General features: G+C 38.6%; 3 protein-coding genes. All 3 read right to left on the bottom strand.

Going from position 1 to position 16870, the window contains the following annotated elements; translation table 11 throughout:
* Window positions 1-22 precede the first annotated feature (22 nt).
* Window positions 23-1030: a 6-phosphofructokinase gene (gene pfkA / locus SK637_RS04530; protein ID WP_033688742.1), complete on the bottom strand. Its 1008-nt coding sequence runs from the start codon at window positions 1028-1030 to the stop codon at window positions 23-25.
* An 80-nt stretch (window positions 1031-1110) separates the two neighbouring features.
* Window positions 1111-4212, bottom strand: coding sequence for a DNA polymerase III subunit alpha (locus SK637_RS04525; RefSeq protein WP_033688741.1), 3102 nt, complete (start codon window positions 4210-4212; stop codon window positions 1111-1113).
* A 133-nt stretch (window positions 4213-4345) separates the two neighbouring features.
* Window positions 4346-16762: a mucin-binding protein gene (locus SK637_RS04520; RefSeq protein ID WP_033688740.1), complete on the bottom strand. Its 12417-nt coding sequence runs from the start codon at window positions 16760-16762 to the stop codon at window positions 4346-4348.
* Window positions 16763-16870 lie beyond the last annotated feature (108 nt).

Genomic DNA, 16870 nt, shown 5'->3' with positions numbered 1-16870 from the left:
GTCTTATTAACTAAATTATAGATTATGACAAGCTCTTATTCAAGCTAGATAGCTCAAGGTCAGCTTTGTGCGGGTTGTTAACCACAATCTTACCATCTGCAGTCAAGCTAAACAATGCTCCTTCTTCTGCAGTTCCAAGAATTGGGTTTTCAACCATTTTCTCGTTCCGGATACCAACCGCAACCCCACCGATACCTTCTTTAAGAAGTTTAACAGCATGCGCACCCATACGTGACGCCAATACACGGTCACGCGCAGTTGGAGAACCACCACGTTGAATATGTCCAAGTTCTGTCACACGAAGATCGGTCGTATCTCCAGCTTCTTTTAGTTTTTGAGCAAATTCATCTGCTGACATCACACCTTCTGCCAAAACGATGATATTGTGTCTTTTACCACATTCATAACCACATTTAATGCTTTCTACTATATCTTCAATCTTGAAGTCTTCTTCAGGAATGATGATTTCATCAGCACCAGTTGCGATACCTGCCCAAAGAGCGATATCACCTGCGTTACGTCCCATAACTTCGATGACAAAAGTACGACGGTGACTTAATGATGTATCACGAATCTTATCGATAGCGTCCATAGCAGTCGTAACCGCTGTGTCAAAACCGATTGTGAAGTCAGTACCAACGATATCGTTATCGATTGTACCTGGAAGACCGATAGCTGGGAAACCATGCTCAGTCAAACGCATAGCACCGTGGTAAGATCCGTCACCACCGATAACAACTACACCTTCAATCCCGTGTTTTTTCAATTGCTCAATTCCTTTAAGTTGCCCTTCAAGTTGAGCGAACTCTGGGTAACGAGCAGAGTGAAGAAAGGTACCACCACGGGAAATGATGTTTCCTACTGAAGCTGCATCTAGGGGATGAATTTCACCAGCAACCATACCAGCATATCCATCATAGATACCAAATACTTCCATTCCTTCTGAAATTGCTTGACGAACAACTGCGCGGATGGCAGCGTTCATACCAGGGGCGTCTCCACCACTAGTCAAAACAGCAATACGTTTCATTTAGTTATGCTCCTTTTTCTTTTAACATTCCTACTGATTATATCACATTTAAATGGAAAATTCTTCTATTTTCCGTAATTTTAACGATAAATCGTTTTCATAACGATTCCATTCAATTTCGCTTCTAATTCATCAGATTTAGTCACAAAATGATGGGGAGAAACAATAGTTTTCTGTTCCTCTTCATACCTGATAATGACTGGAATTGGGCCTTTATACTGGTCTAAAATACGTGAAATTTCTTGATCCAAATCATGATTCTTCACCTGAATCCAAAAGCGCTCAGCCACTGCTTCTCTTATTTCTTGTGCAATCATTTGCAGACGACCGTCACGTGACTGGACTTTCCCTTTAATATAGTAGAAGTCTCCTTCTCTTACTTCCTGACCAACTCGTCGATATAAATCTGAAAAGAGGGTAACATCCAATTTTTTCTTACTGTCATCTACCTGTAAGAAGGCCATATTTTCACCCTTTTTGGTACGAATTACTTTTATCTTCTGAACTTCAATCAAGATAATAGCATAGCTATTTTCTGACAAATTACTAATAGGAGTAATCGGATAAATAGCCTTACTTGCAATAGCTTGTAGAGGATGTTTACTAACGCCTACTCCTAGAAGCTCTTGTTCCATGTAGAATTTTTCTTGCTCCGTCCAGTCCTCCGAATCTTGCCAACTATAAATTGTCTCTCCAAATAAGCTTCCTAACACTTTCACAAATTCAAATAGATTAGCTAAATTATTGAATACTTTTTGACGATTTTTTTCAAATGAATCGAAAAGACCAACTTTTACCAAAGGTTCCAGCAAGGGAAGTTTCAAATAATTCTCAGGTAGTTTAGCTAAAAAATCTTCAATATTAGAATAAGGTCTATGTTCAATAATCCAAAGCGCCAAATCCTTGCTGAGCCCCTTAATTGATTTCAAACCTAGATAGATAGACTTGTTGGCAATTTTATCGTGATAGGGAATAGTATTGATGGACAATGGGGCTACTTCAAAACCTGCTTCTAAGGCATCTGTTACATAATCACTGTTGGCAGAATTCAACATAATCTGATAAAAGATGGCTGGATAATGTGTTTTAAAATAAGCCAACTGGAAGGCCAAGGCTGAGTAAGCATAGGCGTGAGATCTATTAAATCCATAACCTGCAAACTTCTCCATAACATCAAAGACCTGCTCTGCCTTTTCCGCAGTATGACCTACTTTTAATGCTCCCTGAATAAAGGAAGCCCTCATCTCATGCATAGCAGAGGCATCCTTTTTCCCCATAGCCCGACGCAAAATATCGGCCTTCCCAAGACTAAATCCAGCAAAGCGCTGAGCAACCTGCATAACCTGCTCCTGATAGAGCATAATGCCATAAGTTGGAGCCAAAATATCCTCCAGAGCTGGATCTAGAACAGTCACTTCTTCCTGCCCATGCTTTCTTGCCACAAAATTATTGATATAATCACTAGCACCTGGTCGATTTAGAGAAGTAGTTGCTACGACATCCTCAAAACAGACTGGTTGCACACGTTTGAGCAAGCGAATGGCACCAGGTTGTTCAAATTGAAAGATACCTTTTGTATTTCCAGAGGCAAATAAAGCTAGGGTGGCGTTGTCTTCTAAATCTATTTCTTCAATTTTCAAGTGAATACCTTCTGTTTCAGCAAGCAACTCTTGCATTTTCTGAACAAAGGTCAAATTTCGTAGCCCCAGAAAATCCATTTTCAAAAGTCCACTTGCTTCGACTCCATGAGCATCATATTGAGTCAGTGGAATTTCATCACCATTCTTTAGAGGGATATAATTAGTCAAATCTTGGTCACTGATTACAACACCAGCTGCATGGACAGAGGTTTGTCTTGGATATCCCTCAATCTTGCAGGCAATTTCAAAGGCTTTTTGGTATTCTAACTTACTATTGATTTGCTGACGAAACTGGAGGTTACCCTCATAGGCCGACTTGAGATTATCACGAAAACTGATTTTCTTGGTAATTGCAGATAATTCATACTCTGGCACACCAAAACGTTTCAAAACATCTCTAAGAGCTTGCTTAGCCCCAAAGGTAGAAAAAGTAACGATTTGAGCCGCATGTTTACTACCATATTTATTACCAACATATCTGATAAAATCTGGACGATAAATATCTGGGATATCAATATCAATATCAGGCATGGTATAGCGTTCACGATTGAGGAAGCGTTCAAAAATCAGATTTTTCTCTACTGGATCAATCCCTGTAATGTCTAAAGCATAGGAAACCAAGCTACCAACTGCAGAACCTCGGCCCATTCCCATATAATAGCCATTCGAACGTCCAAAACGCAATAAATCCCAAACAACCAAGAAATAATCATCAAAGCCCATATCATGAATAACAGCCAATTCTTGGTCTAGACGGTCTTGATATTCTTTACCAGTTAACCCCTTCTGAACAAGCCCCAATTCAGCACGCTCTCTCAATTCTTCTACGGCTAGCCTTGCTGGATTAAAACGAGGCAGTTTCAGACTAGTATCCAAGTCATAAGAAATACCTGAAATAAGCTTTTCTAAGTTTTCCAAGGCTTGAGGAAAACGTTCTTGGAATAGTTTCTCTAAAGAACTTGCTGATATAAAAACATCTTGTCTCGAACGCAAGGGAACTTCTCTGAGCGGTAGATTTTCTTTAATCGCTGCTAATACTTGAAGAACTTCTCTATCCTTACTTTCAAATGTATTAACCCGATACAATGGCAAAATAGGATGGTGAAATTCACTGGCCAATGTTTCTGGGTAAACCCCTATATAGTAATCACAACCTAGATTTAACAACTCAAGTTCTTCAAAATAAGGCACGATTACCGCAATATCCTCTAGATACTGAGATAGAACTGACCAACTTTTCTCCCCCTGCATCTTGGCTGTTGAAAGCTTCATCAACTGCTGATAGCCCACACTAGATAGAGCTAAAAAGCGTAGATTCACTTCCTGATCATCCACTAAAACAGTCATTTCAAGCCCTAACAAAGGATGAATGCCGTATTTTTTTGTAACCTCTAGAAAGTCGAAAGCCCCATAAAGATTGTCAATATCCATCATAGCCAGATGAGTGTAGCCATAGTCTTTTGCTACTCTAACATACTTGTCTATCGAAATGACGCTCTCCATAAAACTATAGACTGTCTTTGTATCTAGTTGTGCGATCAATTTACACTTCTCCTCTATCGTTCTCACTATATTATACCATTTTCAAAAAGAGAAAGAAAAGAACCTGAGATAGCAAATCTCAAGTTCTTTCTTTATCTGATTGCAAGTTAGCATTTAATGAGAATCAAAAAGATTATTCTTCATCTTCTCTTTTCTTACGAGCAATCAATCCAAATCCACTTAGGGCTCCTAGAAGTCCAAGTGCTGCAAGGCTAGCATGATCTTCTGTACCTGTATTTGGAAGTTCACGTTGACCATCCATGTATTGAGGTGTAGAAGGCGCTGCAGGTTGAGCTGGAGTTGATGGAGTACCATTATTATTTCCGTTGTTATCTCCATCATCTGCAGGTGTTACAGGTTGTGGAGTTTCTGGTTCTGGTTTTGGCTCAGGTTTTGGTTCCGGCTTAGGCTCTGGTTTAGGAGTTGGAGCTGGAGTTGGACCTGGGTATGGAGTTGGATTTGGTGTAGGATCCTTAGGAATGTAGTTGATTGGTGTATCTTGCGTTGGATCACCAGGTACATCTGGTACTTCGTATCCTTTCGTTGGATCGTTTGGATCAACTGGTTTCAATGGTTGACCTTCTGGATCTACAGGGATAAATCCTGGTACATAAGGTACTTTAGGTTTATCTGTTCCTGGTTTAGTTGGATCTTTAGGATCGTTTGGATATGTGATTGGATTTGTTGGTGTTCCTGGGATATTTGGGATCCATGAACCTAACTTATCGTAAATCACTGTTTCATTGATATCCTTGATTGTATCAGGAGTTACTTGTACATCTTTAGTTGATGATTCTAGATCACCAGCTTTAGCGATGTATCCTTTCACAACTGGTACTTGGTAACCGTTGAAGATATCATCGTTACGATCTGTTGTCCATTCACCATAAGTGATTTCACCAGTCACTATGTTTACTTTTGCTTCACGAGTAAACTTAATAGTTTCTGTACGAGTTTCAGAAACTTCTTTTCCGTTGCGATCTACATACTTGATCGTACGTGTAGCTGATTTCTCAGTTACAAGATCTTTCACAGTATTTGGCCATACTGGACTGTTTGGATCTCCAGGGAATACTGGTTTACCTGGCTCTGGTGTAGATGGTGTTACAGGTGTTCCATCTGGGTTCTTCGGTAAGTTTGGATCGTTTGGATCTACTGGCTTACCTGGTGTAACTGGAATAATTCTTTCAGCTACTGTCACAGTGAAGATTTGATCTACAGATTTATCTTTATCAAATACTCTGTCTGTATCTTTAGATGGGAACTCATTCTTAACGACTCTGTATCCAGCTTTTTCAAGTTTTTCAATAGTCTTAGTTACTTCATCAACTTTAGACTTAGTGAAGTTAGCTCCTGAATCACCTTCATCAACTACTGGAGTTGATACAACTTTACCTTTTTCATCTACAAAGTTTGTGATAGCTTTTTGCTTATCAGTTACGTAAGTGATTGGTGTATCTGTACTTGGATCTGTTGGTACTGGTGGTACTTCATATCCTTTAGTTGGATCGTTTGGATCAACTGGTGTTAATGGAACTAGTGGGTTATCCGGACTAATTGGTTTAGTTGGATCTTTTGGTACCACTGGTGTTGTTCCTGGGATATGTGGAATCACTGGTACTTTCGGACTATTTGGATCTTGTGGATCTTGTGGTTTAGTTGGACTTGGTGGTACAACTTTACCCGGTTCACCTGGTACATTTTCGTATGGTGTATCTGTTACCGGAGTTGGTGGTGTTACACCTGGTGGTACTGTAATTGTAACTTTTCCTACTGGTACGTAAACTACTTTGATATTTTCATCTTTAGAGTCAGCAGTTAATCCTGTTGTAGCTGCTACTTCTTTTTGTTTGGCATCTTTCAGGATGTAGCCTTTAACTACTGGTGATTCAACTTTATCGAATGTTGTATCTCCATCTTTAGCTGTCCAGTCACCGTAAGTGATTTCACCTGTTACAGTATTAATCTTACCTTCACGAGTGAATGTTACTTTATCTGTTACTTTCTTAGCTACTTCCTCACCTTTTTCGTTAACGTATGTAATTGTACGGTTCACGTGGCGAGTTGTATCAATCTTCTTAATTAAATCTTCTGTCCATTTTGGTCCATCAGGATTGTTAGGATCGATTGGATCACCTGGGTTTGGTTTGTTTGGATCATTTGGATTTTCTGGATCTACTGGTTTGATTGGCTCAACATGTGGTTTCACTGTTACAACGAAGCTTTGATCTACTTTTGTATCTTTATCGTAGTTCTTATCTGTAGCTGTTGTGAATCCATCAGTTACTAAGTCATATCCTAGAGCTTTCAATTCAGCAAGTTTTGTTACTGTTGAGTACTCAATTGGTTCTCCAGATTTGCCTTCTAGGTTATCTGTGTGAAGTACTGTTCCTGTTCCTTCTACCACATAAGTTACTTTCGCTTTTTGAGTATCTTTCTCATAAGTGATTTGTGTATCTTCTGTTGGGTTTTCAGGTGTTGGTGGAACATATCCTTTACTTGGATCATTTGGATCTACTGGTTTCAGTGGGTTTCCATTTGGATCTTTTGGAGTTGTTCCTGGAACGTGAGGAATCACTGTTGTTGGTGTTCCTGGTTTCGTTGGATCTGTTGGATCGTTTGGATATTGAGGTTTCTCAACTTTTGGAACTTCGAATCCTTCTGGTACTTTTGGTACATATTTTCCTAGTGGTGTGTAAACAACGTTTACAACAGAGTCAGCTGCATCATGAGCAACATTCTCTACTTTTTCAGCTGCTTTAATGTCCGCAACATATCCTTCGATGACTGGTGAAGTTACTTCCGCTAATATTTGAGGTTTTGTCCAATCAGAAGTATAAGTGATTTCACCTGTTACTTTGTTTAGGTTACCTTTACGAGAGTAACGAAGTTTTTGTTCTACAGTTGGACGAGCTTCTTGACCACGTTTATCAGCATCTACTTTATCAGTATTTGCATATCTGTAGTTGATTGTACGATTTACTTCATCTAGTAATCCTAGTTGTTCAAATGTACGTTGTTTTGGATCGCCTGGTACTTTATCTCCTGGTTTTGGAGTTACGTCTGGTGTATTTGGATCTAGCGGTTTATCTGGATCGATTGGAGTGATTCCCTCTTTAACGATTACATAGTAAACTTGACTAATTCCATCATTACCTTTGTCATCCTTGTCATCAAATGTACGGTTAGCTTCTGCATAGAATGCTACACGTTCTGCTGTATAAGCCGCATCAGTTGGTGCAACAACTTCATAACCTTTTGCTTCTAATTCAGCTTTAACGTTATCAATGTTTGTTGTCTTGATTGCTTTACCTGTGTCTCCTGCTTCCGCAACTGATACGTGAACTGCAGTTCCATCAGCTTTAATGAAGTGAACTAGAGCTACTTGAGAACCATCTTTCACATACGTAATTGTAGTGTTTTGAGTTGGATCTTCTGGTACCTTCGGTACTTCATATCCTTTCGTTGGATCGTTAGGATCTTTCGGAGTTAATGGTTTACCGTTTGGTCCTACTGGTGTTGTTCCAGGGATATATGGTACTACTGGAGTTTCAGTAGGTGTTCCTGGTCTTGTAGGATCTTCATTTATTGGATTTTCATATGGTTTTGGTGTTAAGTCAGTTCCTGTTGGAGGTGTTACGCCTTCTGGAATCACCGGTACATATGAACCGAGCTTACGGTAGATAATTGTTTCTTCACTATCTTTATCAGTAGCTTGTACATTTGTACGTTCTGTTGATTTAGCTGCTGAAGCTACATATCCAGGTTTGTTTGGAGTTGTTATAGCATCGATTGTTGTATCGTTATCTTTAGCTGTCCATGTACCAAAGTTAGAAATTGCTCCTGTTACTGGATCTAGGTCAGCTGTACGAGTGAATGTTAATGTTTGTACATTATCAGGGATACCTGCATCTGATCCGTCAGCTAGTTTGTAGTGAACTGTGTGTGTTACTTCTTCGATTAATCCTAATTCTTTGTAAGTACGTCCTTTTGGATCATTTGGTACTCTGTCATCAGGTCTTGGAGTAACGTTCGGTGTATTTGGATCTGTTGGTTTAGATGGATCGATATTTGCTGGTTTTGTAGTATAGATGACTGTTTCATTAATATCCTCAGCAGTTGCTGTTACTTCTGCCGCTGGTACAGATTCTTTGTCTGGAGTGAAGTTTGTAACTTTTGGTGAAGTTACAGCTTCAAATGTTTGAGCTGGTGACCAGTCCCCAAATGTAACCTTACCTGTTACTGGATTGATTGTTGCTGAACGTTTGAACTCTTTAGTTTCTTGAACTGAATCAGCAGCTTTTGAACCATCTGCGTAAACATACTTGATTGTACGTTTCACTTCTTCTGTACGTCCGTCTTCTAACTCTTTGATCAACTCTGGAGTCCATTTTGGTCCTGTTGGATTATTTGGATCGATTGGTTGACCTTTAGTTGGAGTCGGGTCGTTTGGATTTACAGTAATTGGCTTAGCAGTTACTAAAACTTTGTATACTTGGTTAGTCTTAGAGTCTGCATCGAATGTACCATCTGTTGGGTAGTTATTTTCAACAACTGTATATCCTTTAGCTTTAAGTGCTTCAATTGTTGCTGTTACATCAGCAGCCTTAGTGAATGCTTTGCCTGTATCACCAGTATCTACTACTGATTCTGCTACCGCACCTTTTTCAGTCTTATCAGTTTCACTGTTTACTTCGATGAAGTGTGTAACAGCTACTTGTGATCCATCTTTAACATAGGTAATTGTAGTGTTTTCTGTTGGATCTGTTGGTAGGTCTGGTACTTCATATCCTTTCGTTGGATCGTTAGGATCTTTCGGTGTTAATGGTTTTCCATTTGGTCCTACCGGTGTTGTTCCAGGAATGTATGGAACTACTGGAGTTTCAGTAGGTGTTCCTGGTTTTGTAGGATCTGCTGGAGTTGCATTTGGATATGGTTTTGGATTTAGGTCAGCATCCGCTGGAGGTGTGATGCCTTCTGGTACTACTGGTACATATGAACCAAGTTTACGGTAGATGATTGTTTCTTCACTATCTTTATCCGTAGCTGCTACATTTGTACGTTCTGTAGATGTTTTCGCCGAAGCCACATATCCGTCTTTGTTTGGTGTCGTTACAGCATCGATTGTTGTATCTCCACCTTTAGCTTTCCATGTACCAAAGTTAGAAATTGCTCCAGTTACTGGATCTACTTCTGCAGTACGTGTAAATGTTAATGTTTGTACATTATCAGCAATACCTGCATCAGATCCATCTTCAAGTTTATAGTGAACTGTGTGTGTTACTTCTTCGATTAATCCTAATTCTCTGTAAGTACGTCCTTTTGGATCGTTAGGTACTACATCATCAGGTTGTGGAGTAACATTTGGATTTGTTGGATCTGTTGGTTTGTTAGGGTCTACCGTTGTTGGTTTTGTAGAGTAGATTACTGTCTCTTCAAAGTCTTTATCTGTAGCCGCTACAGTTTTCGCTGGTACGTCTGCAACTGCTGGTGTTATACCTGCAACTGCCGCAGTGTATTTCTCAAGTGTAGGAGAAGTTACTGCTTCGAATGTTTGATCAGCTGACCAATCTCCGTATGTGATTTCTCCTGTTGCTACATTAATCTTACCAGAACGAGTGAATTTAAGTGTTTTAACTTTCTTATCAGCCACACTTGTTAAATCAGATTCTGCTACTGGAGTACCATCTTCGTATACATACTTAATTGTACGTGTTACTTCTTCTTGTACTTTTACAGCGTTGATTAATGCTTCAGTCCATTTTGGTCCATCTGGATTATTTGGATCGATTGGCGTTACACCTGGAGTTGGTTTTGGATTATCGTTACTTGCTGGTTTTGTTGGATCAAATGATGGAACATCAACTACTTTAGCTTTGAATTTCACAACATATTCTTGATCAACTGCAGCATCTTTATCGAACTTGTCTGCTGATACAAATCCGTTATCAACAAGTTCATAACCTTTCTTAACTAGCTCAGCAATTTTATCTGTTACTGAAGTTGCTGTTGTAGCTGGGTAAGCTGCTTCTGATTTACCTGTTACTGCGATTGGATCTGCAAGACCTGGAGTAATGACTTTATCTGTATTAGTTGGATCTACTTCTACGAATTTAACCACAGCTTTTTGAGCAACTGGAGTGTAAAGTACTGTAATCTTGTAGTCGTCTGCTTCTGCATCGATTGCTGCAGTTGCTTCTACAGTAGCGTTATCTGGAACATAACCAGTTACTTCTGGAGAATTAACAAGGTTGAATTTATCATCTTTAGCTTTTTCTGCATCAGATAATGTAATTGCATCGTTAGATGTTCCACCTACTGGAGTCCATGGTCCAAATGTAACGATTGCTTTTTGAGCATCTGTTGCATCTGCTGCTATTGCTTTATTTGTAATGTGGTCATAGTAAACTACACGAGCTTTGTATTCTTCTGGCGAATCATATCCACTAGCATCTAACACAGCTTTATAAGCAGCGTATTCTGTTGGATATTCTTTAGCTGCTAACGTGTAGTCAATTGTACGGTCACGTTCAAAGTGAAGTGTCTCAGTTACTGTTGGTGCAGCCGTTGTTCCACGTTTATCTGCTGGTACATCGTCTGTACTTGCATATTTGTACTCGATTGTACGTGTTACTTCTTGAGTGTCTTTAATTTTACGAGTAACTTTTTTATGACGTAGGTAAACATTGAATGCTTGGTCAACTTCTTTATCATCATCAAACTTACGTCCACCCTCAATAGCTGTACCTTGAGTATTATTTGTATAGTCGTCTGTTACTAGTTCATAACCTCGATCTTCATACTTCTTGATTGTTTCAGCTGTTAAGTAAGGAATAGCTGTATGAGATTTACCTTGAAGTGTTGCAACACCGTAAGTTGTTTTCGCATCAGCACCTGTTGCTGGAGCTGGATTAGCGTTTTGAACTTCAAGAATACGAGCATCACCTGTTGCATCTAAGTCGATGTATGTTACTTTAGCTTTTTGAATATCAGCTTTGTAAACAACATACATATCGAAATCATCTTTATCGTCTGAACGCACTTCTGATACTAATGGTTCATATGCCCCAACATCTTTATTATTATCAGCTACTGGAGTATATAATCCTACAGGTTGTTTACCATTGTGGATGTGTCCCATTTTACCATCAGCACGAGGAGTGAAGTCAGCTGTTACTACTTCAGCAGTATATCCTTTCACTGTTGGTGAAATAATTTCTTTAAATTTAGAGTTTTGATCACTTGAAGCTGTCCATTTACCGATGATAATTGAACCTTGGTTGAACTGTGTCCCCGCTGGAATAGTATCTCCAACATTATAAATATTACCAGATGCATCTGTTACTTGGTTGGTAGTTGTAATTGCAGTGTCAGTAGTTCCTGCTTCAGAGAAGATCTTATAATCACGAGTATAATCAATCGTTTGTGTACGAGTAACTGGTGTGTTATCGATTGCTAAGATTGGATCGTTATCTTTATAAGAATCTTGACTTGTTGGATTGTCATTAGCATTTTCGTATACATAATGAATTGTACGAGTAATTGATGCTTTTGATTGTGGCTTAACGATTGGAATATACTTGGCTTTACCGTAGTCAGTACCATATTTACTTGTTACTGGGTCCCCAGCTACTTTATCGTTATAGTCGACATCCGGTTGTTGTTTTGTTACACCTGTACCTGTTCCTACGAATTTAGGATCTGGTATGAATGTAATTTCACCAGTATCTTGATTTAATGTGTAGGTACCTTCGTTTTCAATGACGATTTCTGTTTCAGTTACTTTAGTATAACGACGTGGAACACTTGTCACTTCTCCTGTTTGAGGATCGATATGAACTGCATTTGGAAGAGTTACATTTCGTAAATCTTCATAAGTTGTCATTGTTCGAGTTCCTTTTGGAATCACATCGTTATTAGAATAAGTAGTGCCATCTAATGTAATAGATTTCCCTTTTTCTACTAATTGATCTGCTGACGTTTCTTTTGCTAATGAAGAAATCTTACCAGCTGATGCTGCTGGAATAGTTTGTCCATTATTGTATGTGACATTATTAAATGTATTTGTAGCTGTATTAGTAAATGGGGTCTTAATTGTAGCTCCACCTGGAATTGTTCCTCCTGCTGGAATTGTTTGCTCAGTTCCATCAGCTAAAGTAACTTGAACTTCTACTGTAGTAGGATGATTACTTTGAGGTTTAGATCCTGCAGGAATTTGGCTTCCTGTTACTAGACGAACATTATTTAGAACTACATTTCCAGTTCCTGTTACTTCCACATTTCCATCTTTAGCTATTACAGTATTTGCTGGAATCTTATCAACTGGTTTATAAGTTGCAGTAGTACCGTCTGTTAATGTAAGTGTTGTTTCTTTATCAACTTTTGTATCTTCTGTATATAATTTTCCAGGATTTTCTTTTTGTGTAGCTAATGTTGGCTTTTTAGTTTTATCTAAAATAACAAAATTCGCAGCATACTTAGTATCTTCAATCTTATCATTTGTTACTGTTTCAACAGTTGCATAAGCTGGAATTGTTGGATTTGATGATTGCGGTTTTCCTTGTACATCTTCTGTAATTGTATCTTCACCAACAGGACGAACGTCAATAACAGTTGGAATATAGCTTGTATCCATAGATTTATAGCCATTATTTCCATTATTTGTATTTTCTAATACTTTATCTTTTTCTGCTAGTGTAGTAGATGTCTTAGAAGTTTCAATAGTATCATTAGTCGCTTCCCAACCAGTTGAACTATTGTTATCATCCCATGCACGTACTGCGATACCTTTTGCTGTACCTACATATGCATCTACTGGTTTGAAAGTTAATGTAGTTTCGTATAAACCGTTACCAATAGAAACATTCTTACCGTTACTTGCTGGGTTAACTTTATAGGTACCTACTTCATTTCCTGCAGTATCGTATTCAGTGTATGTATCTAATAAGTATTCTGTTTTGTTATTCAATGGATTTGTAATTTTTAGACCTTTACCGAGAACTTTATTGTTCTTATCCTTAACGGTTACATACTCTCCAGTGAATACTGTTGCACCATTACGTTCAACGAAAACTTTGCCGTCATCACCTTTACGATAGTTTGATGGTAATTCGCTATCTGTTGGTGTGTAAGCTTCTTCTGACGCCACTTGTTTATCTGTTAAAACAATTTTCGGTGGCAAGTTATCATTTTCAATTTGAGCCCATTGTTTATAGTTAGAATCTTTGTTTTTACCACTAGCTGTGAACATTGCATTGGTTGGTAACTTAACAGTTTGCTCACGACCTTGGAAATCTTTTGTTTCATGTTTGGTACCACGTGGCATATGGATAACATGCGTTTCAAAGTCTTCTACTTCCCCTGATGATGCTACACCAGTTGGTTCTAAAATTTCATCTTTAGTTAGTGAAATACGTAAACGTACACCTAGACTATCTGCTGAAGTATCTAGTAATTGTGGTGTGTTTTTAAATTTAATGCTGTACGTTCCATTTTGGTTAACTTCAACAATTTCAGAAGATTCATTAAGATCAAACTTACCGTTATTATTGAAATCTACCCAACCACGAACATAGGCTTTGTCATTATTGACACCAAGATTAGCTCGTACACCGTCAAGAACATATTCATTTCCTTGAGCTTGGCGGAGTTTATACTCAGTTGCCACAGCCGGATCGAGTAATTGACTTTCTCCTTCATCTCCAAGTGTGCCTTCACCTAATGCACCAGTTGTATGGTTATAAATACCACGAATCGGCAGTTTAGTTGACGGATTTACCATCTCGATAACATCACCTTGGTTTAATAACACACGTGTGTTATCTGATTTCTCAATCACAGCATTACCGTTCGGTAATAGTAAATATTTACCTGTTACACCTTTGTCTGTTGTTACAACAGTTTTACCTGACTCTAATGGTGTTTCTTTATATTTTTCTGATGTGATTAAGTCATCTAGTACCCAGCCACCTGAAGGGTCTGTTTTTGTTGAACGGAAATCTGGATCCCCTTTAACATTACCCAGATAGGGTTGAGTCGCAGTTACTTGTGTTTTAACACCATCTTTAACAACTTCTTTATTAAAGTCACCGATGATATGTTGAGCTGACCCATAGGATTGCGGAGCATCTCCACCGTCATAAATCATGAAACCAATTGTACCAGCTTGCGCACCTGCAGAGTTTAGATACATTGATAATGTCTTAACGTTTTGAGAAAGCGCTATTGGTAATGAGTTTTTAGAACCCATAGATGTGTAGTTAGCTCCGAATGTATTAGTTCCATACGCAGAAGGATTCCCATTTTCATCTACGTTAACCCAATCTTTCGGATTATATCCTGCTTCTGCAAGACGTCCATCCGCATTAACATCACTTTGTCTACTTGGGTAAACTCCTTGAGCAGTTTTTTCATCAATATCTTTTTGAAGATTTAATGCCATGAATTGTTCCCATTTCGTTCCATCTGTCTCGAATTGAACAATTTCAGTACGTCCAGCTTCTTCAGCATCGGCAGCAATTACGTTAACATCTACAATACGACCATTGTATGTTGCAGAAAGTGCAAATGTTACCCCAACGTTTGATTCATCACGAGATGACGTGAATGCAGTAAGCATTTCACTTCCGTCTGGATTTATTGTCGGTAATCCTGCTTTCCTTAAGTATGACCATTGAGTGTCTTGAGCTGTTATAAGTACATCCGCTTTTCTTTCGTTACCAATTTTTTTATAAAGATTAGCTGATCCGTTTGGTACAGCCTTACCATTCACATTAACATAAGTGAACCCAGTTTCTGACAATTTCGTTGCAGATAATTGTTGAGCATCAATAGCTTGATTATAAGCTTTAACTGCTCCATTATAAGCAGCTGCTTTTGAATAATAGGCATCTGTATTAGCAAATGTTTCTGTTGGATATTCTGGCAGTGTTAATGCTACACCATTTACTGAAACTGTTGGATTATTAGCCAACGTTGTTTTGTTCTTAGTAGCATTTGCTTTGAATCTTTTGTCTTCAGCCTGTGCTTTTGCTAATTGTTTATCAGAACCCCAATCACCATAATCACGTACAGCATTCACTGGTCCTGCTGGTGTTTTATTTGGATCAGAGTCTACTGCTTTGGAACCTAGTTTAATAACAGTTGCTGTTAAAGCATATCCTTCAACTTTCGTTTTAACATTAAACTTCATACCTTCTTGCAGGGCTTCATAAAGTTCATGGTCATTTTGAGCTCCACCCGTGTAGTATAAATGTTCGACATATTTTGCAGTTCCTGAATTCAAGAATTTATCATCAGTAGTTAATCCTTTTGAACCATCAGCATAGGTAACATCACGAACCATTGTGATTTTACCTTCAACTCTATCACCATTTGGATATGTGATGGTTTTAGTAATTGGTTGCGCTAATTTTCTTGCAGGCCCTACTACAGTACCATTAGAGTAGGTAATAGATGCTGCTGCAAAGTCGAACCAGTTAATATTATTTTTAAGTTGCTCTAAGTTTTTTGTACCCGCAGTACCAACAACAGTATCTCCAGAAGGAATATTAGTTTTAACACCATTTATTGTAACAGTTGCTCCACCTGCAGTTCCATTCCCATCTTGTACTACTTCAATCATAGAAGGGTCTGTAATACTTGGGTTAGCATTCATGATTTCACGTTTAACCGCTGCTATCTCTTCATCCGTTAATTTATTAATATTTTTTACTGGGGTCTTAGTTGTAGGAGCTACGATTGCTGTATTGGTAGTAGTTTCACCTGCCAACACTGCTTCAACTTTACCTAAGTGTCCTGCACGTTTCATCTCATCATAGACTGCTTCGATGGCAGATGAGATACGTTGGAGTTGGGCATCCAATTCTTGCTTAGTGATTTCTCCAGCAGCAAGAGCTTTCTTAGAAGCTTCGATTTGAACTTTAGCTGAAGCTACTGCGGTTGCGATTGCTTCTTTTCCAGCTTTATCTTCTGCCTTTTTATCCGCAAAGTTTGAGGCAGTTGTGTTCAATACTTCTGCTTCAGATGTCAATTGCTCAAGGACAGTTTTAGTAGCAGTAATTGGGTTTTCTGCTTTCTTTTCGTCCTTTTTATCAGCTTTTTCATCAACTGCTTTATCAGCTTTTTTGTCAGTTAAAGGAGCAGTTAGTGTTGCTTTTTCTTTGTCAGCTGCTTCTGTTTTTTCAGTTGTAGCTGTTTCAGATGCTTTATCATCTTTCTTAGATGCTTCAGCAGCTAATTTTGCAACTTCCTCATCACTCAAGGTTGGCTTTTCTACTACAGCAGCTTCTGTCGTAGCAGAAAGAGCTGGTGTCGTCACATTTGTGACATTCTCACTTGCCTTATCATCTTTTGGAGCAGATGCAACAGCTTCTGTTTTATTTTCAGTAACTGTTTCTTCTGCCTTGGCAGTCGTTTGGGCAGCACCCAAAATCAAGGCTGTCCCCAACAGCACACTCGCAGCACCAAAATGATACTTACGAATAGAGAAACGTTGGCTCAAACCATACCAATCAAAAGATTTATTTTTCCGTCTTTTTGATTTATACATTTCTATCACTTTCTTATTATATGATTTGTAATCATGTATACAATTACATACTCCAATTATACCACCCCCCCCCCGATTTAGTCAATGTACATCAAGTTTCTTTTCTAT

Origin of the sequence: Streptococcus mitis (assembly GCF_000722765.2) — a bacterium.
Taxonomy (GTDB): domain Bacteria; phylum Bacillota; class Bacilli; order Lactobacillales; family Streptococcaceae; genus Streptococcus; species Streptococcus mitis_AQ.
This window is presented reverse-complemented; position numbering and strand designations above follow the sequence as displayed.